Origin of the sequence: Nocardia yamanashiensis (assembly GCF_021183565.1) — a bacterium.
GTDB classification, from domain to species: Bacteria; Actinomycetota; Actinomycetes; order Mycobacteriales; family Mycobacteriaceae; genus Nocardia; species Nocardia yamanashiensis.
Genome location: NZ_CP089226.1, coordinates 3,985,642 through 4,012,509 on the forward strand (window position 1 = coordinate 3,985,642; position 26,868 = coordinate 4,012,509).

Sequence of the window (26,868 nt, forward strand, 5' to 3'; positions counted from 1 at the left end):
GCTGACAGACCAGGAGTTTCACTGATGGCTGACGACGACGAACTGCGCCGGTACCTCAAGAAGACCGCCAAGGAGCTGTACGACACCAAGCAGCGGCTGCGCACGCTCACCGACCGCATGCGCGAACCCATCGCGATCGTCGGCATGTCGTGCCGGTACCCGGGCGGCGTGCGCTCCCCCGAGCAGCTGTGGCAGCTGACCGCGGACGGCGTCGACGCCATCGGCGGCTATCCGGCCGATCGCGGCTGGGACCTGGCGCGGCTGTTCGACCCGGACCCCGACGCGGCGGGCACCATCTATACCCGCGACGGTGGATTCCTCGACGAGATCGGCGATTTCGACGCCGCCTTCTTCGGCATCGGCCCGCGCGAGGCGGCGGCGATGGACCCGCAGCAGCGGCTCATGCTGGAGGCGGCCTGGGAGGCCCTCGAGGACGCCGGCATCGACCCGAACTCGCTGCGCGGCAGCGAAACCGGGGTGTTCGCCGGGGTCATCCATCAGCACTACGGCCCGCGCATCGGTTCCGCCACCATCGGCGCGGAGACCGAAGGCCATGCCTACCTTGGTGTTTCCAATAGCGTCCTGGCCGGGCGGATCGCCTACACCTTCGGCTTCACCGGTCCGGCGATCGCGGTCGACACCGCCTGTTCGTCCTCGCTGGTGGCCATCCATCTGGCCTGTCAGGCCCTGCGTTCCGGCGATACCGACGTGGCGCTGGCCGGTGGCGTCACCGTCATGTCGGATCCGTCGCTGCTGATCGCCTTCGCCCGGCAGCGGGCCCTGTCCGGCGACGCCCGGTGCAAGGCGTTCGCGGCCGCCGCCGACGGCACCGGCTTCTCCGAGGGCCTCGGAATGCTGGTGCTGGAACGACTTTCGGACGCCCAGCGCGCGGGCCACCACGTGCTGGCGGTGATTCGCGGCAGCGCGGTCAACCAGGACGGCGCGAGCAACGGCCTCACCGCCCCGAACGGCCCGTCCCAGGAGCGGGTCATCGCCCAGGCCCTGGCGGGCGCCGGGCTGGAGCCCGCCGATATCGACGCGGTCGAGGCGCACGGAACCGGCACCATGCTCGGCGACCCGATCGAGGCGCGGGCGCTCATCGGCGTCTACGGCGCGGGGCGGGCGGGCGAGCCGCTGTATCTGGGCTCGCTGAAATCCAATATCGGTCACACCTCCGCCGCGGCGGGCGTCGGCGGCGTGATCAAGATGGTGCAGGCCATGCGCCACGGCGTGCTGCCGAAGACGCTGCACGTGGACGAGCCGACGCCGCACGTGGATTGGTCCGCCGGTACGGTCCGGCTGCTCGAGGACAGCCGGCCCTGGCCGCACGGGGAACGCGTGCGCCGGGCGGGCGTGTCCTCCTTCGGCGCCAGCGGCACGAACGCGCATCTCATTCTCGAGGAAGCGCCGGCCGTGGTGCCCGCGGCACCTTCGGCCGAGGCGGAGACCCCCGCCGCGGCGGATGTCGCGCCGCGCGTCACCGCCGACAGCGTCGCGCTCGTGGTCTCGGCCAAATCCGAGGCCGCGCTGCGTACCCAGGCCGATCGGTTGCGGCAGTGGCTGCTCGAGCGCCCCGAGGTGGACGCGCACGAGCTGGCGCACGCCCTGGCCAGTTCGCGGGCGCTGCTCGATTGGCGCGGCGCGGTCACCGGCCGCGATCGGGACGAACTGCTCGCCGGTTTGGCGGACCTGGCCACGGACGGCCCGAATACCGTTGTGGCGAAGGCGACTTCCGGCGCCACCGCGTTCCTGTTCACCGGTCAGGGTGCGCAGCGCGCCGGGATGGGCGCGGACCTCTACGCCGCGTATCCGGTCTTCGCCGCCGCACTGGACGAGGTGTGCGCCGTACTGGATCGCGCGCTGGGACGGTCGCTGCGCGAGGTGATGTTCACCGACTCCGACGGCCTGCTGGACCGCACCGAATGGACGCAGCCCGCGTTGTTCGCGTTCGAGGTGGCACTGTTCCGGCTGCTGGAATCCTTCGGTGTCACACCGGATGTGCTGGCCGGTCACTCGATCGGCGAGCTGGCGGCGGCACATGTCGCCGGCGTGCTGTCGCTGCCGCACGCCTGCGCCCTGGTGGCGGCCCGGGGCCGGCTGATGGGCGCGCTGCCCGCGGGCGGCGCCATGCTCGCGGTGGCCATCGACGCGGCGCGCGCCGCCGAACTCATTGCGGCAGTGGATGATCGAGTGTCGATCGCCGCGCAGAACGGTCCGGCCTCGACGGTGCTGTCCGGCGATACCGAGGCGATCGTGAGCCTGGAACGCGAACTCGCCGCGACGGGCGTCCGAACCAAGCGGCTGCGGGTGAGCCACGCCTTCCATTCGGCCCTGATGACGCCGATGCTCGACAAATTCCGTTCGCTCGCACAGAAACTCGACTATCGCGCGCCCACCCTGCCGATCGTCTCGACCGTCACCGGGGAGCCGGCCGGTCCGGCGATGACCGACCCCGAGTACTGGGTGCAGCAGGTCCGCGCCACCGTCCGCTTCGCGCCCGCCATCGACGCCCTGCGCGCCGATGGGGTCGGCCGCTTCGTCGAGGTCGGACCCGACGCGGTCCTGACCGCCATGACCCGCGAATGCCTCGGCGAGAACGGCGATCTCGCGGCCGGCCCGGCCACCGTGGCCCTGGCGCGGCGGTCGTCCGGCGAGGTCGCGCAGTTCGTCGCGGGCCTGGCACAGCTCCAGGTCACCGGTGCGCGCGTCGACTGGCGTCCGGCCTTCGCCGGGCGCGGCGCGACCACCCTGGCCCTGCCCAAGTACGCCTTCCAACGTCGCCGCTACTGGCTCGACCCCGATCACGGTGCGGCGGCGGACCTGTCGGATCATCCGATCCTCACCGGCGTGCTCGGCTTGGCCGCCTCGGACGAATGGCTCTTCACCGGCCGGCTGTCCCTGGCGACGCACCCGTGGGTCGCCGACCACCGGTCCTACGGCGTGATGGTGCTGCCGAGCGCCACCCTGATCGAGTTCCTGCTCGTCGCCGGCGGCCGGATCGGTTGCGCGGCGGTCGAGGAGCTCACCCTGCAGGCGCCGATCGTGCCGTCCGAGGGCGACGAGATCGAACTCCAGGTGCTGGTGCAGGCCGCCGACGCGACCGGCCATCGCCCGTTCGAATTCTATTTCCGCACAGCGGCTTCCGAGGAGTGGATCCACAACGCGACGGGTTCGCTCGCCACTTCCGCCGGGCGCGAACCGGAAGTGCTCGCCCGGCTGCGGGCCGAGTCGTGGCCGCCCGCCGACGCGGAACCCTTCGACAGTGCCGGTCTCCCCGCGCAGATCGCCCGGGACGCGGGACTGGAATACGGTCCGGCGTTCCTCGGGGTGCGGCAGGTGTGGGAGCGCGACGACGCCGTCTTCTCCGAGATCGCGCTGAACCCGGATCTCACCGCCGCGGCCTCGAATCCGGTCCGCCACACCCTGCATCCCGCGCTGCTCGACATGGTGATGCACGCGGCGTTCTCGCGCCTGATCTGGCGGGACGGCAACCCCGATCCGAATACCGGCAAACTGCTGTTCCGCTGGGCCGGGGCGAGATTCCACCAGGCCGCGGCCGCGGGCGGCAGACCCGCCGAGGTGTCGGCGTTGCGGGTCATCGCGGTCACGCAGGGGCCGGAGGCGGTGGCGGTCGCGGCCGTCGACAGCGAAGGCAATCCCGTCGTCTCGGTGGACGCCGTGGTGATGCGGCCGTACGACGTCAAGGAATTCCGGGGTGCGCTGGCGGGCGACGACGCCGCGCTGTACGAGGTGCGCTGGGAGGAGGATCCGAACGCGACGGCCGCCGGATCCGCACCCACTCTCGCACTGCTCGCCGAGCTGGAAACAGCCGGCACGGCAGCGGATTTCGAGACCCGATACGCATCGGTCCACGACCTGGTCGCGGCCGACCTCCCCGGGGCGGTGGTCTGGCGCGCCGTATCGGGCACGGCCGCAGGCGATTCCGGCGCGGCACCCGTGGTTCGCGCACGCGTGCACTCGACCTTGGAGCTGGTGCGCTCCTGGCTCGAAGCGCAACAATCGGCCGCCACCCGGCTGGTGGTGGTGACTTCGGGCGGAGCCGGTCTCCACGGGGAGACTCTCGATCCGTCGGCGGCGGCGGTCTGGGGACTGCTGCGCAGCGCGCAATCGGAGCATCCCGATCGATTCGTACTGATCGACGAGGATCCGGCCGCACCCGCGACCGCCGAGCGGATCGCCGCCGTACTGGCCACGGGCGCGACCCAGGTCGCGCTGCGTGACGAGCGCGTGCTGGTCCCTCGACTCCGGCCTGCGGTCGAAACCAGCAGCGCCACCGGGAAACCCGTCGCCGATGCGGCGTCGCTCGACGGGGCGACGGTGCTGATCACCGGCGGCACCGGCGGCCTCGGCGCGCTGTTCGCCCGGCACCTGGCCACCGAATACGGCGTGCGCGAACTCGTTCTGACCTCACGCCGTGGCCCGGACGCACCGGGAGCCGCCGACCTGCTGGCGGAGCTGGCGCGGCTGGGCGCCCGCGCCCGGGTCGTCGCCTGCGATGTCGCCGACCGTGACGCGGTGCGCGAGCTGCTGGCCGGCCTCGGTGACGCTCCGATCGCCGTGGTGCACACCGCCGGCGTGCTCGAGGACGGCACCGTCGCGGCACTGACCGGCGCACAGCTCGACCGCGTCTTCGCGCCGAAGGTCGACGGCGCATGGCATTTGGACGAACTCACCCGCGACCGGGACGTCCGGTCCTTCGTGATGTTCTCCTCGATCGCGGCCGTCCTGGGCACCTCGGGCCAGGCGAACTACGCCGCGGCCAATGCCGCGCTGGACGCCCTGGCCCAGCTCCGTCGCGACGCCGGTCTGGCGGCGACCGCGCTGGCGTGGGGTCCGTGGAATCAGTCCGGCGGGATGACCGGCGGACTGGATCGCGGCGCGCTGGCGCGCTGGGAACGACTGGGGCTCAGCCCAATCGCCGATACCGACGGCCTGCGCCTGTTCGACGCGGCCCTCGCACACGGCTCGGCCCGACTGTCGCCGATCCGCTTCGATGCCGCTGCCCTGCGCACCGGCGCCGAATCCGACGTGCCCGAGGTGCTGCGCGGATTCCTCCCCCGCCGGGCGCGTACCGCCGCCCCGGCCGCCGCAGCGGCGGGAACCCTTGCTGCCCGCCTGGCCGAAGTGCCGGCGGCCCGGCGCGGCGACCTGGTGCTCGAGACCGTGCTGACCGCCGCCGCGGCGGTCCTGGGGCACGACTCCGCGGCCGATATCCGGTCGGATCAGCGCTTCGACGAGATCGGTTTCGATTCGCTCGGCGGCGTGGAGTTCCGCAACCGGCTGGGGAAGGCCACCGGTCTGCAATTGCCGTCGACGCTGGTATTCGATCACCCGACCCCGGCGGCGGTGGCGAAGCTGGTGCTGTCCCGCATCGAACCGGCGACCGCCGAACCCGTGAAGAAGGCGGCGACCCGGGTCCGGGCCGACGAGCCGATCGCCATCGTCGGCATGGCGTGCCGCTTCCCCGGCGGCGTCGAAACACCCGATCAGCTCTGGGATCTCGTCGCCGCCGGGATCGACGCGACCGGCGACTTCCCGGCCGATCGCGGCTGGGATCTGGAACGGCTGTTCGACGCGAATCCGGACAAGCCCGGCACCGTCTACGCGCGGCGCGCCGGATTCCTCGACCGTGCCGGTGATTTCGATCCGGCCTTCTTCGGGATCGGCCCCCGGGAAGCATCCGCCATGGACCCCCAGCAGCGCCTGCTCCTCGAAACGTCCTGGGAGGCCCTGGAAGACGCGGGCATCGACCCGAACTCGCTGCGGGGCACCGACACCGGGGTGTTCGTCGGCGCGGGTGCGTCCGGTTACGTCGACCTGGTGGGCGGTGATCTGGAGGGCTACCGGCTCACCGGGACCACCAGCAGCGTGATGTCCGGGCGGGTGGCCTACGCGCTGGGGCTGGAGGGCCCGACGCTCACCGTGGACACCGCCTGCTCCTCCTCGCTGGTCTCGCTGCACCTGGCCGCCCAGGCCCTGCGCAACGGGGAGAGCTCCCTCGTTATGGCGAGCGGCGTGACGGTCGCGGCCAGCCCGTATCTGTCCGTCGATTTCGCGCGGCAGCGCGGACTCTCGCCCGACGGCCGCTGCAAGGCGTTCGCCGCGGCGGCCGACGGCGTCGCCTTCTCCGAAGGCGTCGGAGTGCTGGTGCTCGAACGGCTCTCGGACGCGAAACGACTGGGGCACCACATCCTGGCGCTGGTGCGCGGCACGGCGATCAACTCCGACGGGGCCAGCAATGGTCTGACCGCGCCGAACGGCCCGTCGCAGGAGCGCGTGATCACGGCGGCGCTGGCGAATGCCGGGCTGTCGCCGTCGGATATCGACGCGGTCGAAGCGCACGGCACCGGTACCCCGCTGGGCGATCCGATCGAGGCGCAGGCGCTGATGGCGGTCTACGGTCGCGACCGCGCGGAGCGTCCGCTGCGGATCGGCTCGCTCAAATCCAATATCGGCCACACCGTGGCCGCCGCGGGCGTCGGCGGCGTCATCAAGATGGTGCAGGCGCTGCGGCACGAAACCCTGCCCCGCACACTGCATGTCGACGCACCGAGCCCGCACGTGGACTGGAGCGCCGACGTCGCGCTGCTGACCGAGCCGCACCCGTGGCCCGCCGGTGACCGGCCGCGCCGCGCCGGGGTGTCGTCGTTCGGTGTCAGCGGCACCAACGCGCACGCCATCATCGAAGAGGCGCCGCGCCAGGTCGTTTCGGCGGCAGCCGATGACCGGTCACTCCGAACGGTGCCCTGGCTGCTGTCGGCCAAGAACGACACGGCGCTGCGGGCGCAGGCGGCGAAACTCCAGCGGTGGCTGACCGAACACCCCGGCGCCGATCCGGCGCAGGTCGCGCACGCGCTCGCCACCACCCGCGCCCACCACGAGACGCGGGCGGCGATCCTGGGCGGCGACCGTGACGAGTTGCTGTCCCGGCTGGCAGCCTTAACCGCCGGAACCACCACCGCCGGAGTGGTTTCCGGCACCGTCTCCGCCGGAAAGACCGCCTTCCTGTGCACCGGCCAGGGCGCGCAGCGGGCCGGAATGGGCGCGGAACTCGCCGCGGCCTTCCCCGTCTTCGCCGCCGCGCTGGACGAGGTGTGCGCGCAGTTCGATCCGCTGCTCGGAATTTCGCTGCGGGAGGTGATGCTCACCGGCGAGCAGATCGATCGCACCCGCTGCACCCAGCCCGCGCTGTTCGCGTTCGAGGTGGCGCTGCATCGGCTGCTGGAGTCCTTCGGCGTGACACCCGATGTCCTGGTGGGCCATTCGATCGGCGAGCTGACCGCGGCGTACCTGGCGGGCGTCTGGTCCCTGGCGGACGCCTGCGCACTGGTCGCGGCCCGCGGCCGGTTGATGGACGCGCTGCCCGAGGGCGGTGCGATGCTCGCGGTCGCCGCGCCCGAGGACGATGTCGCCGCCGCGATCGCCGAGTTCGGTGATCGGATCTCGATCGCGGCGGTGAACGCCCCTGCCGCCGTGGTGATCTCCGGTGACGCCGCTGCCGTCGACCTGCTCGACCGGCGGTTCACCGAACAGGGCCGCCGGACGAATCGGCTGCGGGTGTCGCACGCCTTCCATTCGCACCTCATGGACCCCATGCTGGGCGAGTTCGAGGCCGTCGCCGCCGGCGTCACCTACCATGCCCCGCGAATTCCTCTGGTATCCAATGTCTCCGGCGAGATCGCCGGTGACGAGATCCTGAAGCCCGGCTACTGGGTGGCGCAGGTGCGCGGCGCGGTGCGTTACGCACCCGGCGTGCGGGCGCTGCTGGCCGCGGGGGTGCGCCGCTTCCTGGAAATCGGCCCGGACGCCGTCCTGGCGGCGATGACCCGCCAGACCCTGCCCGCCGAGCTCGAGTCGCGCACGGTGGTCGCGGCGGCGGCGCGCCGGGACCACGACGAGGCCGGGCAATTCGTGACGCTGCTCGCGCAGGCCCACACCGCGGGCGTGGCCGTCGACTGGACGCCCCTGTTCGGCGACCGCCCCGCGCCGCGAATCGCCCTGCCCACCTATGCCTTCCAGCATCAGCGGTATTGGCTCGAACCCGGTCTCGCACAGCGGCGGCCCGACGCCTCGGAACACCCGCTGCTCACCGATGTGGTGCGGGTGGCCGATCGCGACGAGTGGCTGTTCACCGGCCGGTTCTCGCTGCCCACCCACCCGTGGATCACCGACCACACCACCTACGGCGTGGTCGTCGTACCCAGCGCCGCGCTCATGGAAATGCTGCTGGTGGCGGGCCGGCGCATCGGCTGCGAGGTCGTGGACGAACTCATCCTCGAACGGCCGATCCTGCCGCCCGCGGACGGCGCGGTCGAACTCCAGGTGCTGGTGCGGGAACCCGATGCGGCGGGACGCCGGTCCTTCACCTTCCACTACCGCCTCCCCGGCGGCGAGTGGGCGCGCAACGCCAGCGGCGTACTGAGCGGACGGCAGCTGATCGACCTCGGCCTGATGGAGATGCTGCGCAGCACGGCGTGGCCGCCCGTCGGCGCCGAAACGGTTGATACCGAATGGATTCCGGAGCATGCGACCACGGTCGCGGGGCTGGCCTACGGCCCGTCTTTCCGTGGCATCGACGCCGCCTGGCACGACGGCGACACGTCGTTCTCCGAGATCACCCTGAACCCGGACACGCCCGGCGACGGGTTCCACATGCATCCCGGCCTGTTCGACATGGTGATGCACGCCGGGCTGGTCAGCTTGATCTGGTCGGACCTCGACAGCAACCCCACCGAGGGCAAACTCCTGTTCCGCTGGGGCGCCACGCAATTCCACACCGCCGCCCCGATCACCTCCATGCGGGTGATGGCGGTGCGGCGCAGCAGCGAGGCGATCGCCGTGGTGGCCGTGGACCAGGACGGCAACCCGGTGGTGTCCATCGACGAGGTCGTCATGCGTTCCTACGACGTGGACCAGTTCCGCGCCACGCTGTCGGGCGGCGGCGCGGGCCGGTACGGATTGCGGTGGGCGCCGGTCGAAACCCCGGACGCCGCCGCGCTCGGGAGCGCGGCGGTACTCGGTGCGGCGGTCGTCGCCGGGATCGAGGAGCGCTACCCGGATCTGGCGGCGCTGGCCGCGGCCCCGACCGTGCCGGATGTCGTGGTATGGGCCGAAGCCACCGGACCACAGAGTGATTCGGCGCAATCCGCGCGTGCTCGCGTACATGCCGCCTGGGATCTGGTCCGAAACTGGCTGACCGACCAGCGGTTCGGCCGGGCACAGTTAGTCGTGGTGACCGAAGGCGCGGCAACCCTGCCGGATTCGGCACCGGACCCGGCGGCGGCCGCCGTCTCGGGGCTGATTCGCAGCGCGCAGGCCGAATACCCGGATCGAGTCCTCCTCCTCGACCTGGACCGATCCGCTGGTACGCAACACCTTTCGGCCGATCTGATTCAGGCCGCGCTCTCGGCGCGCGAGCCGCAGGTGACGGTGCGAGGCGACCACGTCCTGGCGCCACGCCTCGAACCGCTGACATCCACTGCGGGTGAACCGATCTCCTTCGGCGGGACCGTACTGATCACCGGCGGCACCGGCGGACTGGGCGCGCTGCTGGCCCGGCACCTGGTCACCGCACACGGCGTCGATCAGCTGCTGCTGGTCTCCCGGCGCGGCGAACAGGCCGACGGCGCAACGGAACTCGCGGCGGAGCTGTCCGGGTACGGCGCGCAGGTACGCATCGCCGCCTGCGATGTCACCGACCGCGACGCCCTGCGGGCGCTGCTCGCCTCCCTGCCGGACGAGCACCCGCTCACCGGCGTCGTGCACGCCGCCGGCGTGCTCGCGGACAGCACCTTCGACGGCCTCACCACCGACCGGATCGACCGAGTGTTCGCGCCGAAGGCCGAGGCCGCCTGGCACCTGCACGAGCTGACCCGGGAGCTGAACCTGTCGGCGTTCGTCATGTTCTCCTCGATCGCGGGCCTGATCGGTTCGGCCGGACAGGCGAATTACGTTGCCGCCAACGGCTTCCTGGACGCCCTGGCGCTGCGCCGCCGGGCCGAGGGACTGCCGGGCCTGGCCCTCGCGTGGGGTCCGTGGCGGCAGGACCTCGGCATGACCGGCGCACTGGATCATGCCGCCATGAGCCGGCTGGACCGGCTGGGCCTGACGCCACTGGATCACGAGGACGGCCTGCGCCTGTTCGACGCCGCCCTCACCACGGCGGAGCCGGTGCCGGCATTGCTGCACCTCGACACCGACAAGCTGCGCGTCGAAGCGCACACCGGATCGCTGCCTGCGGTATTGCGCGGCTTCGTGCGCGCGGGCGGCCGGACCCCCGCCAAGGTGAGCGACGGACCGACGCTCGGGGAACGATTGCACGGGGTGGCCGAGGCCAAGCGCCGCGGCGTGGTGCTGGACCTGGTGCGCGAACACGCGGCCACGGTGCTGGGTTACGAGTCGCTCGACGACATCGGTCCCGATCGCGGCTTCGACGAACTGGGCTTCGATTCGCTCGGCGGCGTGGAATTCCGCAACCGGCTCTCCAAGCTGACGGGGCTGTCACTGCCCTCGACGCTGGTCTTCGACTACCCGACTGCCTGGGATCTGGCGGGCTACCTGCTGGAGCAGGCGCTGGCGGAGACGCCCGCACCGGCCGCGGCGCCCACCCCGGCCGCGCCGGTCGCGGCGGCGGCGCCCGAGGTCGCACAGCTCGAGGCCATGGTCGAGCGGATCATCGCCGTCGGGGGCAATACCGACGAGACCATCGCGGCGCTGCGGGGTCTCGCCGACCGGCTGCACGCCCACCTGGGTGACGCGTGGTCCGACGGCGTCTACGACGACCTCGAATCCCATTCCGACGATGAACTTTTTAATCTGATCGACGAGGAGTTCGGCCCAGCATGAGCAATGCCAGCATGAGCAATCCGAGCGGCAGCAACGAGGAACGCCTCAGCCGGTATCTGCGGAAGGTCACCGGGGACCTGCGCACCGCCAACAAGCGCATTCAGCAGCTGGAGGAACAGGCCGGGGAGCCGATCGCGATCGTCGGGATGAGCTGCCGGTATCCGGGCGGCGTCGACACCCCGGACGGGTTGTGGGATCTGGTCGCCGCCGGGACGGACGCCATCGGCCCGTTCCCCACCGACCGCGGCTGGGATCTGGAGCGGCTGTTCGACGCCGACCCGGACGTGCCGGGCACCGTCTACGCCCGGGAGGGCGGATTCCTCGACGCGGCAGGCGATTTCGACGCCGGCTTCTTCGGTCTCGGACCCCGCACCGCAGAGGCGATGGATCCGCAGCAGCGGCTGTTCCTCGAAGCGTCCTGGGAGGCACTGGAAAACGCGGGCATCGATCCGGTGTCGCTGCGGGACAGCGACACCGGCGTCTACGCGGGCGTGATCCACTTCGACTACGGCCGCCGCGTCGGCGCGCCCGGGCACAGCGCCGAATCCGAAGGCAATGCGCACCCGGGGGTTTCGGCCAGCATCCTGTCCGGGCGGGTGTCGTTCAGCCTCGGTTTCAAGGGCCCGGCGCTGTCGGTGGACACCGCGTGCTCGTCGTCGCTGGTCGCCCTGCATCTGGCCTGCCAGGCGCTGCGCCAGGGCGAGACATCGCTGGCCCTGGTCGGCGGCGTCACGGTGATGTCGGATCCGGCCCAGCTCATCAGCTTCGCCCGGCAGCGCGCGCTGTCGCCGGACGGCCGGTGCCGGGCGTTCGGGGCCGGAGCCGACGGGACCGGATTCTCCGATGGTCTCGGCATGCTCGTGGTCGAACGGCTCTCCGACGCGCGCCGCAACGGCCACCCCATCCTCGCGGTGGTGCGCGGCACCGCCGTGAACCAGGATGGCACCAGCAGCCGGTTGACCGCACCGAACGGCCCCGCGCAGGAGAAGGTGATCGCGCAGGCGCTGGCCAATGCCGGTCTGACGCCCGCCGATATCGACGCGGTCGAGGCGCACGGCACCGGCACCCAGCTCGGCGACCCGATCGAGGCGCGGGCCTTGATCGCCACCTACGGCCGCGATCGCGTCGGCGAGCCGCTGCGCATCGGATCGCTCAAATCGAATATCGGGCACACCTCCGCGGCGGCCGGTGTCGGCGGCGTGATCAAGATGGTGCAGGCCATGCGGCACGAAACGCTGCCCGCCACACTGCATGCCGATACCCCGACGCCGCATGTGGACTGGTCCGCGGGCACGGTGCGGCTGCTGACGGCGGCCGAGCCGTGGCCGGCGGGCGAACGGGTGCGGCGGGCCGGTGTGTCGTCCTTCGGCGCGAGCGGCACCAATACGCACGTGATTCTGGAAGAGGCGCCCGCCCCGGTGGAGACCGCGGCCGCTCCGGCGAACGGGACCGGTGCGGATGCCGCCGCCGCGACCGCGACGGTGGCCGCCGATGACACCGCTGTCGTCACCGAGCTGGCCGCGCTGCCGCTCTCTTCGAAGACCGAGGAGGGCGTGCGCGCGCAGGCGGCCAAACTGCTGGCGTGGGTGCGCGAACGCCCGCACCTGGCGGTCGGCGATATCGCCTACTCACTGGTCACCGGCCGCACGCAGATGGAATGGCGGGGCACGGTGGTGGCGGGCGACCGCGACGCCATGCTGGCCGGACTGACGGCGCTCGCCGAGCACGGCACCGAGCCCTCGGAGCACGGTCCGGTGAGCGAAGTCGTCACGGGCCGGGCGGTGACCCGCAAGACCGCCTTCCTGTGCACCGGACAGGGCGCGCAGCGCGCCGGCATGGGTCGCGAACTGTACGAGGCGTTTCCGGTGTTCGCGGCCGCGCTGGACGAGCTCTGCGCGCAGTTCGACCCGCTGCTGGGCACCTCGCTGCGGCAGCTCATGTTCACCGGCCGGGCGGCCGGCGACGGTCCCGAAGACAGCGAGGCGCTGCACCGGACCGAGTTCACCCAGCCCGCGTTGTTCGCCTACGAAGTCGCGCTGTACCGGCTGCTCGAATCCTTCGGCGTGACGCCGGACGCGCTGATCGGGCACTCGATCGGCGAGCTGGCCGCCGCGCACCTCGCCGGGGTGTGGTCGCTGCCGGACGCGTGCCGCCTGGTCGCGGCGCGCGGCCGGCTCATGGGGCAGCTGCCCGCCGGGGGCGCGATGCTCGCCATCGCGGCGAGTGAGGACGCGGTCGCCGCGCTGCTCGCCGACGCGGCACTGAGTATCGCCGCCGTGAATTCGCCGACGGCCGTGGTGGTCTCGGGCGACGCGGACGCGGTGACCGCGCTCGCGCAGCGGTGCGCCGAACGCGGCTGGCAGACCTCGCGGCTGCGGGTGTCGCATGCGTTCCATTCCCACCTGATGGATCCGATGCTGGCCGAATTCGCCACCGTCGCAGGGTCTTTGACCTACCACCGCCCGAACGTTCCGCTGGTGTCAACCCTTTCCGGGCAGCTGGCCGGTGATGAAGTGCTCGACCCCGGCTACTGGGTCCGGCAGGTACGCGAGGCGGTTCGATTCGCCCGCGGCGTGGACACTTTGGTGGCCGCGGGCATGCGCCGATTCCTGGAGATCGGCCCCGACGCGGTGCTGACCGCGATGACCCGGCAGTGCCTGCCGGAGCCGATCGAAGCACAGGCGGCGGTACTGGCCGGAGCCCGCCGCGGGCGGGCCGAGGTCGAACAGTTCGTGACCTGCCTGGCGCAGGCGCATGCCGTCGGCGTCGAGGTCGAATGGACGGCGCTGTACACCGGACGCCCGGTGGCGCGAGTCCCGTTGCCCACCTATGCGTTCCAGCGCCGCCGCTACTGGGTCGACCCGGTCGGCGGCAATGCCGGGGTCGAAGCCGCGGGTCTGGGCGCGGTCCAGCATCCGCTGCTGGGCGCGGTGCTGTCGGCGCCGGAGTCGGGCGAGGTCCTGCTGACCGGCCGGCTCTCGGTCGCGGCCCAGCCGTGGCTCGCCGATCACGTGATCGGGGGCGCGGCACTGTTTCCGGGCACCGGTTTCGCGGAGCTGGTGCTGCGGGCCGGTGTCGAGGTCGGCTGCCCGGTGCTCGAGGAGCTGACCCTGCAGGCGCCGCTGCTGCTGCCCGCGACGGGCGGGGTGCAGATCCAGGTCGTCGTCGGCGCGCCCGAGCCGGAGCAGCGGCCGGTCGCCGTCTACTCCCGGAGCGAGAACGACGATGACGACGCCTGGGTGCTGCACGCGCGGGGCACGCTGACCGTCGCCGATGGTGCGGTCGAAGCCGCGACCGAGGCGTGGCCGCCGAGCGGGGCAACCGAAATCGAGGTCACCGCAGCGTATTCGAATCTGTTCGCCCGTGGTTACGAGTACGGTCCGGCCTTCCAGGGAGTACGGGCGCTGTGGCGGCGCGGCGACGAGGTGTTCGCCGAGATCGCGGCCGATGCGGACACCGGGGTGCGCGCCGAAGGTTTCGGCATCCATCCGGCGCTGCTGGACGCCGCCCTGCACGCGGGCTACCTCGCCGGTGCGTCCGAAGACTCTGCGGGACAACCGGAGTCGCTGTTCACGGTTCCGCCCGGTCAGGTTGCCTTGCCGTTCGCGTGGGACGCTGTCGAACTGCACGCCGCAGAAGCCGCCGTGCTGCGGGTGCGACTGACCCCGGCCGGATCCTCGGTATCGGTCCTCGTGACCGACGAATACGGGCAGCCGGTCCTGTCGGGATCGGTTGCGGCCCGGCCGATGCCACTCGAACAGCTCGTCGCGACCGCATCGGGCGGCGTGAACGATCCGATCCTCGAACTCGTGTGGTCCCCGGACCGCTCGAGCGGGACAGACGATACGACGCAGCTCCCCCCGCCCGAGGTGGGCGGCTGGGACGAGCTGCACGAAATGGCGGAACTGCCGCCGGTGGTGCTCGTCGAAGCCGGCACCGGATGGAACGACACCGGCGACACCGGAGTGGTGACCGCCACCCACGACGAAATCGCCCGCATCCTCACGGTATTGCAGGAAGCACTGACCCAGGAACGGTTCGCGGCGAGCACGCTGCTGATCGCCACCCGCGGCGCGGTCGCCCTGCCCGGCGAGGAGCCCACCGACCTTCCCGGTGCGGCGGTGTGGGGCTTGGTGCGCGCCGCCCAGGCCGAGGAGCCGGGCCGGATCATCCTGGTGGACACCGACTCCCGCGTCGATGCGCAGCTCGCGGCCGCCGTCGTGGCGGTGGGCGAACCGCAGGTGGTCGTGCGCGGCGGCATCACCCACACCGCTCGCCTCGTCCGGCCCGCGCCCGAGCACACGGACGGCGGTGAGGCGGGGTTCGGCACGGGAACCGTGCTGATCACCGGCGGCACCGGCGGTTTGGGCGCGGTGCTGGCCCGGCACGTGGTGGCCGAACACGGCGTGCGGTCGTTGCTGCTGGTCAGCCGCAGCGGCCCCGAGGCCGCGGGAGCGGCAGCCCTGCGCGCCGAACTCGAGCAACTGGGCGCCCACGTGACGGTCGCGGCCTGTGACGTCGCGGACGCCGCGGCGGTCACCGACCTGATCGCCGCCGTACCGGCCGAGCGGCCCCTGACCGGTGTCATCCACGCCGCCGGTGTGCTCGACGACGGGACCATCGCGTCCCTGACCCCGCAGCGGATGAACACGGTGCTGGCGCCGAAGGCCGACGCCGCCTGGTATCTGCACGAGGCGACCGCGGACCTGAATCTGGCCGCGTTCGTGATGTTCTCGTCGGTATCGGGCACCCTCGGCGGCCCCGGGCAGGGCAATTACGCGGCCGCGAACACCTTCCTGGACGCGCTGGCGGCCCAGCGCCGGGCCCGCGGGCTGGCCGGTCAATCGCTGGCGTGGGGTCCGTGGGCCCGTTCGCGCGGCATGACCGCACACCTGCAGGCGTCCGATGTGGCGCGGCTGAGCCGCGGCGGATTCGCCGCGCTCACCGACGAGCGGGCACTCACCGGCTGGGCCGCGGCACTGCGGCGGAATGCCCCGCACACGGTGATCGCGACCCTCGACACCACCGCCCTGCGCGACAGCGCCGAAACCGGGCTGCTCCCCGCCGTACTGCGCGAACTGGCGCCCGCCGCCCGCCGCCGTGCCGTGACGGCCGCGCCGGTTTCCGGTCTGCGGCAGCGGCTTTCGAGCCTGGACCTGGAACGGCAGCGCCAGCTGGTCTTCGAGACCTTGCGCACCCAGATCGCGGCCGTGCGCGGCACCGACGGCGGTTCCGCGCTCGAGCCCGGCCGCACCTTCCAGGACCTGGGTTTCGACTCCCTGAGCGCCGTCGAACTGCGCAACCGTCTCAAGACCGCCACCGGGCTGTCGCTGCCCGCCGCGGTCATCTTCGACTACCCCACCCCGCAGGCGCTCGCCGAGCATCTGGCCGACAAGCTGACCGGCGTCGCGGACGATACCGCGGTCACCGCGAAAGTCGTTGCCGACGAACCGATCGCGATCGTCGGCATGGCGTGCCGGTACCCGGGCGGCGTCACCTCGCCCGAGGAGCTGTGGACCCTGGTCTTCGACGGCGTCGACGCGACCTCACGGTTCCCGGGCAATCGCGGATGGGACACCGAGCGGATCTACGATCCCACCGGCGAGCGGCCGGGCACCACCTACACCCGCGAGGGCGGATTCCTGCATACCGCAGGCGAATTCGATCCGGCGTTCTTCGGCATCAGCCCGAACGAAGCGGCGACGATGGACCCGCAGCAGTTCCTGCTGCTGGAGACCGCGTGGGAGGCCCTGGAACGAGCGGGCATCGATCCGGCCGTGCTGCGGGGCAGTGCCACCGGCGTGTTCGCGGGCATGATGTATCACGACTACCCGGCCAACGCGAACTCGGGATCTATTGCCTCCGGGCGAGTTTCGTATGTGCTCGGGCTGGAAGGCCCGTCGGTCACCGTGGACACAGCGTGCTCGTCGTCGCTGGTGGCCATGCACCTGGCCGGGCAGTCCCTCCGCTCGGGCGAGTCCGATCTGGCTCTCGCGGGCGGTGTGGCCGTGATGGCGACACCGGAGGTCTTCGTCGAATTCAGCCGGCAGAAGGGGCTGGCTCCGGACGGGCGGAGCAAGTCGTTCGCCGATGCCGCCGACGGGGTGGCGTGGTCCGAGGGCGCCGGCGTGCTGGTGCTGGAGCGCTTGTCCGACGCCCGGCGCAACGGGCACGAAGTGCTCGCGGTGATCACCGGTTCGGCGGTGAATCAGGATGGCGCGTCGAATGGTCTGACCGCACCCAACGGTCCCTCGCAGCGGCGGGTGATCCGGCAGGCGCTCGCCAACGCGCGGGTCGCGCCGGGCGAGGTCGACGTGGTGGAGGCGCACGGCACGGGCACCACGCTGGGTGACCCGATCGAGGCCCAAGCGCTGCTCGACACCTACGGGCAGGAACGCGCCGCGGACCGGCCGCTGTGGCTCGGTTCGCTCAAGTCGAACATCGGGCACGCGCAGGCCGCGGCGGGCGTGGGCGGCGTCATCAAGATGGTGATGGCCATGCGGCACGGGCTGCTACCGCGGACGCTGCACGTGGACCGGCCGTCCACCAAGGTCGATTGGTCCGCAGGGCAGGTCGAACTGCTGACCGAACCGGTGGCGTGGCCGCGCACGGACCGGCCGCGCCGCGCCGGGGTGTCGTCCTTCGGCATCAGCGGCACCAATGCGCACGTGGTCATCGAAGAGGCGGCGGCGGAACCCGTTCGGACGCCGGGCGGCGACGCGGACCTGCCGGCTCTCGCGGACGCTCCGGCCGGCCGAGTGCTGCCGTGGGTGGTGTCGGCGCGCAGCGATGCGGCGCTCGCCGAGCAGGCCGCACGGCTGGTCGCGGCCGTGACCGAACAGGAGCTGGATCCGGCGGACGCCGGCTTCTCGCTGGCTTCCACGCGCGGCGTCTTCGAGCATCGCGCGGTAGTCCTCGGGGACAACCGCAGTGCGCTGCTGTCGGGGACCCGGGCGCTCGCCGCGGGCGCGCCGTCCCCGGATGTGGTGTCCGGGCGCGTGGTTCCGGGATCGACCGGGCTGGTGTTCTCCGGTCAGGGCGCGCAGTGGGCCGGGATGGCGAGCGAATTGCGCTCGGCGTATCCGGTGTTCGCCACGCACTTCGACGCGATCGTCGCCGAGTTGGATCCGCTGCTGGGGCAGCCGGATGCGCTGAGCGTCGCATTGGCCTCCGAGGAACTCGTGGATCGGACGGTGTACGCCCAGGCCGGGTTGTTCGCCTTCGAGGTCGCGCTGTACCGCTTGCTCGAATCGTGGGGCGTGCGTGCCGATGTGGTCGCGGGCCACTCGATCGGTGAGGTGGCCGCCGCGCACGTGTCAGGGGTGTTGTCCCTGGCCGACGCGTGTGTACTGGTGGCCGCGCGCGGCCGGTTGATGCAAGCCCTGCCCGGCGGCGGCGCGATGGTCGCCGTCGGTGCGGCGCAGGCCGACGTGACACCGCTGCTGACCGCCGGGGTCGCGATCGCGGCGGTGAACGGGCCGTCGGCGGTAGTGCTGTCCGGTGTCGAGGACGAAGTCCTCGGGGTCATCGAGACGTGCGCCGAACGTGGCTGGCGCACCCATCGCCTGCGGGTCTCGCACGCCTTCCACTCGGCGCTGATGGAACCCATGCTGGCCGAATTCGCCGCTGCGATATCGGGTTTGACCTTCGCCGAGCCGCTGATTCCGCTGGTGTCGACGGTGACCGGTGCGCTGGTCACCGACGAGATGACCGATCCGCGGTACTGGGTGGATCAGGTCCGCGACACGGTGCGCTTCGCCGATGCCGTTGCCACGATGGCGGATTCGGGCGTATCGCGGTTCGCCGAGGTCGGTCCCGACGCGGTACTCACCCCGATGGTCGGCCAGATCACGACGGGCGCGGTGGCGCTGGTACGGCGCAATCGCGCCGATGCCGCCACCCTGCTGACCGGTGTGGCCGGACTGTTCGTGTCCGGTGCCGCGGTGGACTGGGCCGGGTGCTACGCCGGTACCGCCGCGCGGCGAATCGACCTGCCCACCTACGCTTTCCAGCGCGAGCGGTACTGGCTCGACGCCCGGAAGCTGCTCGCGCAATCGTGGATGGGCGCCGAACTGGGCGGCGTGACCGACGCCGGACTCGACACGGTGCAGCACCCGCTACTGGGCGCCGTTGTGCCGCATCCGGATTCGGGTCAGGTGAGCTTCACCGGCCGCTGGTCCCTGGACTCGGTGGAATGGCTCGCCGATCACAGCGTGCACGGCACGGTGCTGCTGCCGGGTACCGGATTCGTGGAACTGGCCGCCCACGTCGGCGGCCTGCTGGGCTGCGACGTGGTCGAGGAACTCGTGCTGCACACCCCGCTGACCCTGCCCGCCACGGGCAGCGTCGCGGTGCAGGTGGTGGTCGCCGACGCGGACGACACCGGTCGCCGGCGGCTGCGCGTGCATTCCCGTGCGGATGCCGATGGGCCGTGGCTGCTGCACGCCGAGGGCAGCCTCGCCGTGGACCCGGAATCTCCTGACGCAGCAGCCGATTTCGACCTGGCCACCTGGCCTCCGGCCGGCGCGCAGCCGCTGGACGTCGACGGCGCTTACGACGATCTGCTGGCACTCGGATACGGGTACGGCCCGTTCTTCCAGGGGCTGCGGGCGGCATGGCAACGCGGCGACGAACTGTTCGCCGAGGTCGCGCTGCCCGATCCCCGGGACGCCGACGGCTTCGGTATCCATCCCGCGCTGTTCGACGCGGCCCTGCACGCCGGGATCCTGCACGGCCGCAAGGCCGGTGAAGCGGTATTGCCGTTCGCCTGGAACCGGGTGGTGGTGCACTCGGCCGGAGCCGCCACCGTGCGGGTGCGCAGCGTGCCCGTGGGCGACGACTTCGCCGTGCGAATCGCCGACGAGCAGGGCCGGCCCGTCGTGTCGGTGGGCGCGTTGGTGTCTCGGCCGGTGCCGGTCGAACGCTTGACGGCCGACCGCGTGCCGGACGCCTTGTTCACCGTGGAATGGGTTGCGGCACCGGTCTCTTCGGAGCAAGTCGAACCGGACCGCATCGCGATGCTCGACAGTGGCCGCGATCTCACGGCCTTGCTCACCGAGCTGGACGCGGCCGAAGATTCGGTAGTCCCCGATCTCGTGCTGCTCGAATGCCCGCGTCACGACGGCTCGCCGGCAGATGCGGCGCGGCAGGTGCTGGGAGGTGTACTCGACACCGTTCAGCGGTGGCTTGCCGAACCTCGCTTCGCCGCCTCGCGTTTGGTCATCGTCACCGAACAAGCTGTGGCAGTGAGCGATTCCGACACCATCGCCCTGGATCAAGCGCCGGTATGGGGTCTCCTGCGTGCCGCACAGGCCGAAAACCCCGGCCGCTTCCAGCTATTGGATGTGGAGCGCGACGGCGGCTCGATCGCCGCGGACGTCCTGGCGGCCATCGCCGGGGAACCCGAAGCCGCGTTGCGCGGCGCGACCGTACTGGTGCCGCGGTTGACCCGCCCGACACCGGGCACGACCGCCGAGCCGAACCGGCCGATCGAGCCCGGCACGGTACTGGTGACCGGCGGCACCGGCGGTCTGGGCGCGGTCATCGCCCGGCATCTGGTGACCGAACACGGTGTGCGCCAACTCCTGCTGACCTCCCGGCGCGGCCTGGACGCTCCCGGTGCCGCCGCCTTGCGTGCCGAACTCGCCGAGCTCGGCGCGGAGGTCACCGTTGCGGCCTGCGACGTGTCGGATCGGTCGGCGCTGACGGCCGTGCTGGCAGGCATCCCCGATGAGCATCCGCTGGTGGGCGTGGTGCACGCGGCGGGCGTCGCCGACAACGGCCTGATCGCGTCGATGTCGGCGGATCGCATCGACGCCGTATTCCGCCCGAAGGCGGAGGCCGCGTGGCATCTGCACGAGCTCACCCGGGACAGGTCGCTGTCGTTGTTCGTGCTGCTGTCCTCCGCGGGCGGTTTGGTACTGGCCGCGGGGCAGGCGAATTACGCTGCGGCGAACGTCTTCCTGGACGCCCTCGCCGCGCATCGGCACACCCTGGGATTGCCCGCGACCGCGCTCGACTACGGCATGTGGGAGCGATCGAGCGGGCTCGGTGCGGAGCTGTCCGAGGACGACTTCGACCGGATGCGCCGGCTGGGCTTCCCGCCGCTGTCCGAGTCCGACGGTCTGGCGCTGTTCGACGCCGCGGTGGCCGCCGGGCATCCGCAAACGGTCGCGCTGCGCATCGATCCGGCGGTGCTGCGCACCCGGGGCGAGCAGATTCCGGCCCTGGTGCGGGGACTCGTCCCGGCGCCGGCGCGCCGCGTCAACCGGACCCCGGCGGGTCAGGCCCTGCTGCAAAAGCTGGCGGGACTCCCGGACGCCGACCGTGCCACCGCGCTGGTCGATTTCGTCCGCACCGTGGCGGCCGGGATCCTCGGCCACGCCACCGCCGACGCCGTCGCACCGCAGCAGGCCTTCCAGCAGCTCGGGTTCGACTCGTTGAGCGCCATCGAATTCCGCAACAAGCTCAATACGGCGACCGGGCTGCAACTACCGGCCACGCTGATCTTCGATTACCCGACGCCGCAGGCCGTCGCCGAATTCCTCGGCACGCAACTCACCGGCACCGCCGCCGTGGCGGAGCGAGCGGTGCGCCGGGTCCGCGCCGATGACGAGCCGATCGCCGTGGTGGCCATGGCCTGTCGCTATCCGGGCGGGGTCGCCTCGCCGGAAGACCTGTGGCGGCTCGTCGTCGAAGGCGGCGACACCGTCGGGGCCATGCCGGTCGATCGCGGCTGGGACCTCGAGGGCATCTACGATCCCGAACCCGGCAAGGCGGGCAAGACCTATACGCGCAGCGGCGGATTCCTCTACTCCGCGGCCGAATTCGATGCCGACTTCTTCGGGATCAGCCCGAACGAGGCCACCATGATGGACCCGCAGCAGCGGTTGCTGCTGGAGGTCTCCTGGGAGGCCGTCGAACGCGCCGGCCTGGATCCGGCGGCGCTGCGCGGCAGTTCGACCGGCGTGTTCACCGGTCTGATGTATCACGACTACGCGCAGGCCACCGGGACCGGCAGCGGCGCCGCGGGCAGTCTGGTCTCGGGCCGGGTGTCGTATGTGTTCGGCCTGGAGGGGCCGTCGGTCACCGTGGACACGGCGTGCTCGTCGTCGCTGGTGGCCCTGCATCTGGCCGGGCAGTCGCTGCGCTCGGGCGAATGCGATCTGGCGCTGGCCGGTGGCGCCGCGGTCATGGGGACGCCGGATATGTTCCTCGAATTCGGCCGCCAGCGCGGATTGTCGCCGGACGGACGGTGTAAGTCGTTCTCCGACACCGCCGACGGAGTGGGCTGGGCCGAAGGCGTCGGCGTGCTGGTGCTGGAGCGGTTGTCCGACGCGCGCCGCAACGGGCACGACATCCTGGCGGTCATCGCCGGGTCGGCGGTGAACCAGGACGGTGCGTCGAACGGCCTGGCCGCACCGAACGGTCCCTCACAGCGGCGGGTGATCCGCCAGGCGCTGGCCAATGCCGGTCTGGCGCCCGTCGACGTCGACGCGGTCGAAGCGCACGGCACCGGAACGACGCTGGGCGATCCGATCGAAGCGCAAGCGCTGCTCGCCACCTACGGACAGGAACGCGCCGCGGACCGGCCGCTGTGGCTGGGCTCGCTGAAGTCGAATATCGGGCACGCGCAGGCGGCGGCGGGCGTGGGCGGCGTCATCAAGATGGTGATGGCCATGCGGCACGGACTGCTGCCGCGGACACTGCACGCGGATCAGCCCAGCACCAAGGTCGATTGGACCGAGGGCAATGTGCGATTGCTGACCGAGGCGGTGCCGTGGCCCGAGGCCGGCCGGGCACGGCGCGCGGGCGTGTCGTCGTTCGGCATCAGCGGCACCAATGCGCACGTCATCATCGAACAGGCTCCCGCGGCCGCGGCGGAACCGGTTGCGACGCCGGTGCTTCCGGCAGGCGGGCTGCTGCCGTGGGTGCTCTCGGCGCGCAGCGGCGCGGCCCTGGCCGGGCAGGCCGCCCGGCTGTCCGCGCAGCTGGATGATCCGGAATCGCCGGTGGCGGCGCACGATCCGATTGATATCGGCTTCTCGCTGGCGTCCACGCGCAGCGTGTTCACCCATCGGGCCGTCATACTGGCCGAGGGACGCGCCGAACTGACGGCCGCCGTACACGCCTTGGCCGCGAGCGCCGACGCGACCGCTGCGGGCACGACCGCGCCCGGTGTGGTGGCGGGTCACGCGATGACGGGCTCGACGGCGCTGGTGTTCTCGGGGCAGGGCGCGCAATGGGCCGGGATGGCGACCGAGTTGCGCAAGGCGTACCCGGTGTTCGCGGACCATTTCGACGCCATCGTGGCGGAACTGGATCCGCTGCTGGCACAGCCGGCTTCGCTGGATGCGGCATTGACCTCCGAGGACCTCGTAGACCGGACGGTATTCGCGCAGGCCGGGTTGTTCGCGTTCGAGGTCGCCTTGTTCCGGCTGCTCGAATCCTGGGGCCTGCGTGCCGATGTGGTGGCCGGTCACTCCATCGGCGAGGTCGCCGCGGCGCATGTGGCCGGGGTGTTGTCGCTGACCGACACGTGCGTGCTGGTGGCCGCACGCGGCCGGTTGATGCAGGCCCTGCCCGCCGCCGGGGCGATGGTCGCGATCGGCGCGGCCGAAACCGCTGTGCTGCCGCTGCTTTCGGGCGAGGTATCGGTGGCGGCGGTGAACGGTCCGTCATCGGTGGTGATCGCCGGCGCCGACGACGCCGTCCAGGCCGTGGCCGACAGCTGCGTCGAGAAGGGCTGGCGCACCACGCGTCTGCGGGTGTCGCACGCCTTCCATTCGGCATTGATGGAACCGATGCTGGCCGAATTCGCCATGGCGATCGAGGGTTTGACGTTCGAACGACCGAGCATCGCCCTGGTGTCGACCGTGACGGGCGCACGGATCGGCGACGAGATGTGCGATCCGTCGTACTGGACCGGTCAGGTCCGGGACACGGTGCGCTTCGCGGATGCCGTTGCCACGATGGCGGATTCAGGTGTTTCCAGGTTCGCCGAGATCGGCCCAGACGCGGTATTGACCCCGATGATCACGCAAACCCTCGACAGCGCGCACCCGGCCGCCACGGTGGTGCCCCTGGCACGCCGCGGCAAAGCCGACGCCGCATCGGTGTCGAGCGGTGCGGCCCGATTGTTCGTCTCCGGCGCGGACCTCGATTGGGTCGCGCTGTACAGCGGCACCGGAGCCCGGCGCATCCCCCTGCCCACCTACGCCTTCCAGCGGCAACGGTATTGGGTCCCCGAGGGCTCCACCGGCAAGGGCGATGCCCGCTCGCTGGGCCTCACCACCACCGGGCACCCGCTGGTACCCACGGTGATCGCCCAGCCGGACACCGGCGGCGTGATCCTGACCGGCCGCCTGTCGCTCCGGACACAACCCTGGCTGGCCGATCACGCCGTGCTCGGCACGGTGCTGTTCCCCGGCGCCGGCCTGGTCGAACTCGCGCTGCGAGCCGGCAACCGAGTGAACCTCTCGACGCTCGCGGACTTCGTCCTGCACGCGCCGCTGGTGCTGCCGGAGACCGGCGGAGTCGCGGTGCGGAGCGTCGTCGGCGCGCAGGACGAGACGGGCCGGCGCCCGGTACGGATCTACTCCGCCCCGGAAGCCGAGAGCGATTCGGCGACCTCGTGGACACTGCATGCCGAAGGCGCGCTCACCGCCGATCCGGAAGCACGCCACCAGTTCGCCGACCTCACCGCCTGGCCGCCGATCGGAGCGCAACCGCTGCCGATCAGCGATGTCTATTCCGGCCTGCGCTCCGGCGGCTACGAATACGGGCCGGCCTTCCAGGGCCTGCGGGCAGCCTGGCGGCGCGGCGACGAGGTATTCGCCGAGGTAGCCCTTCCCGATCCCCGGGAAGCCGCGGCATACGGACTCCACCCCGCACTACTGGACTCCGCCCTCCACGCCCTGCTCATCGGCGACTCCGGTCCTGACGGCTCCGGCCCGGCCTTGCCGTTCGAATGGTCCGGAGTCACCGTGCACGCCCCCGGAGCCGCGGCGCTGCGCGTACGCGCGACCCGCACCGGCGACCGCGCGGTCCGGGTCGAACTCGCGGATCCGACCGGCGCCCCGGTGGCGACGGTGCAGCGCCTGGCCGCCCGGCCGATCGACGCCACACAACTCGCGGCGCTCACCTCCACCGTCGACAACGCGCTGTACCACGTCGAATGGTCACCGATGTCGCTGTCCGACAAGGAGATACGCGCCGTATCGTGGACGGATCTCGGTATAGAGGTTCCAGCCGCTCTCGGTGATGAGGTTCCTGCCGCCGTGGTGCTGGATGTTCCGGCGGGGAATGATCCCGATGCTGTTCGTGCCGCGACTCATGCTGTGCTGCATGTGCTTCGAAGCTGGATCGCGGATCCGCGGTCCGGTCGAGCGGCGCTGGTGATTCGGACCAGCGGCGCGGTTTCCATTGCCGGGGAGGACATCAGCAATCTTGCCGGTGCCGCGGTGGGCGGCTTGGTTCGCTCCGCTCAGGCGGAGAGTGCGGGTCGAATCATTCTGGTGGACAGCGATTCCGACGTCGCCGGGCGGTTGGGCGGGATTCTGGCCTCCGGGGAACCGCAGGTGGCCGTGCGTAGCGGGCGCGTCCACAGCGCACGACTGGTTCGATCGGCGACCACTGTCTCCGCGACTACCGCATCGGGTCTGGGCAGCGTTTTCGGCCCGGACGAGACCGTGCTCATCACCGGCGCGAGTGGTTTCCTGGGCGGATTGTTCGCCCGGCACCTGGTGCGGACCCGTGGTGTGCGGCATCTGCTGTTGCTGAGCCGGCGTGGCGAGTCCGCGCCCGGCGCCGCCGAGCTGGCGGCCGAGCTGCGGGACGCCGGTGCCGAAATCGACTTCGTCGCTTGCGATGTCGCTGATCGGGCCGCACTCGCCGAGGTGCTGTCCGGTATCCCCGCGAGTCGTCCGCTCACCGGGGTGTTCCACACGGCCGGTGTGCTCGACGACGGCGCTATTACCGCGTTGACTCCGGAGCGGATGGATACGGTGTTGCGTCCCAAGGTGGATGCGGCCCTGCACCTGCACGAGCTGACCGCCGAACTGCCGCTGAAGGCGTTCGTGTTGTTCAGCTCGGTGGCCGGAACGCTGGGCAGTCCGGGGCAGGGCAACTATGCCGCGGCCAATGCCTGCCTGGATGCGGTGGCGGCGCACCGCCGGGCCTCCGGACGCAGCGGGCAGTCGCTGATCTGGGGGTTGTGGAGCGGCGACGGCGGCATGGGCGAGGGGCTCGGTGACGTCGAGCGGCAGCGTATGACACGTTCGGGGCTGCTGCCGTTGTCGGCGGAGCAGGGCTTGGCGCTGTTCGACGCCGCCGGCGGAATCGGCACGGCGGCACCGGTTCTCGCCCGGCTCGACCGGGAGGGACTGCGTGGAGCTGGGTTCGCGACGGCGCTGCTGTCCGGGCTCGTCCCCGCGCGCCCGGTGTCGGCCGCCCCGGCCGCATTGCATGCCCGACTGGCGGAGACTCCCGAGAGCGAACGTCTCGGCGTGCTCGTCGATCTGGTTCGCGATCAGGTGGCCACGGTGCTGGGGCATCAGAACGCGAAGGCCATCGCGGCCGACCGGGCGTTCAACGAGCTGGGCTTCGATTCGATCACCGCCATCGAATTCCGCAACGCCCTCAAGGCCGCCACCGGCCTGCCTTTGCCCGCGACGCTGGTCTTCGACTACCCGTCACCGGGCGTGCTGGCCGAATATCTGGCCGGGGAATTCACCTTCGAGAACCACCCCGAAGCGCCGGCGGAGGCGTCCGAGGACGAGATTCGCGATGCGCTCCAGACGATTTCGCTGTCCCGGCTCCGTGAGGCCGGACTGCTGGACGCGCTCATGCAACTGGTGCAGGAGCGCCCAGGCGAGACGACAGCGCACATCGAGACGACAGCGCCCAGCGCCGACGAGTCCATCGACGAACTCGATCTCGACGACTTGATCAATCTGGCTTACAACTCCGAGGACTGATAGCGATATGACGAATACCGAGAGC

At 71.5% G+C, this 26,868-nt stretch carries 2 protein-coding genes; both read left to right on the forward strand.

Annotation, left to right across the window (positions count from 1 at the left end):
- Positions 1 to 24: 24 nt before the first annotated feature.
- On the forward strand, positions 25 to 10,866 hold the full coding sequence (locus tag LTV02_RS19060; protein WP_233041246.1) for a type I polyketide synthase: 10,842 nt from the start codon (positions 25 to 27) through the stop codon (positions 10,864 to 10,866).
- A complete protein-coding gene (locus LTV02_RS19065) occupies positions 10,863 to 26,843 on the forward strand; it encodes a type I polyketide synthase (protein WP_233041247.1) in 15,981 nt (5,326 codons plus the stop codon). The genes LTV02_RS19060 and LTV02_RS19065 overlap by 4 nt, the downstream gene beginning before the upstream one ends.
- Positions 26,844 to 26,868: the final 25 nt, after the last annotated feature.

Coding starts and splice junctions, on each gene's coding strand:
- LTV02_RS19060 (WP_233041246.1), top strand. CDS start 25: ATGGCTGACGACGACGAACTGCGCCGGTACCTCAAGAAGACCGCCAAG.
- LTV02_RS19065 (WP_233041247.1), top strand. CDS start 10,863: ATGAGCAATGCCAGCATGAGCAATCCGAGCGGCAGCAACGAGGAACGC.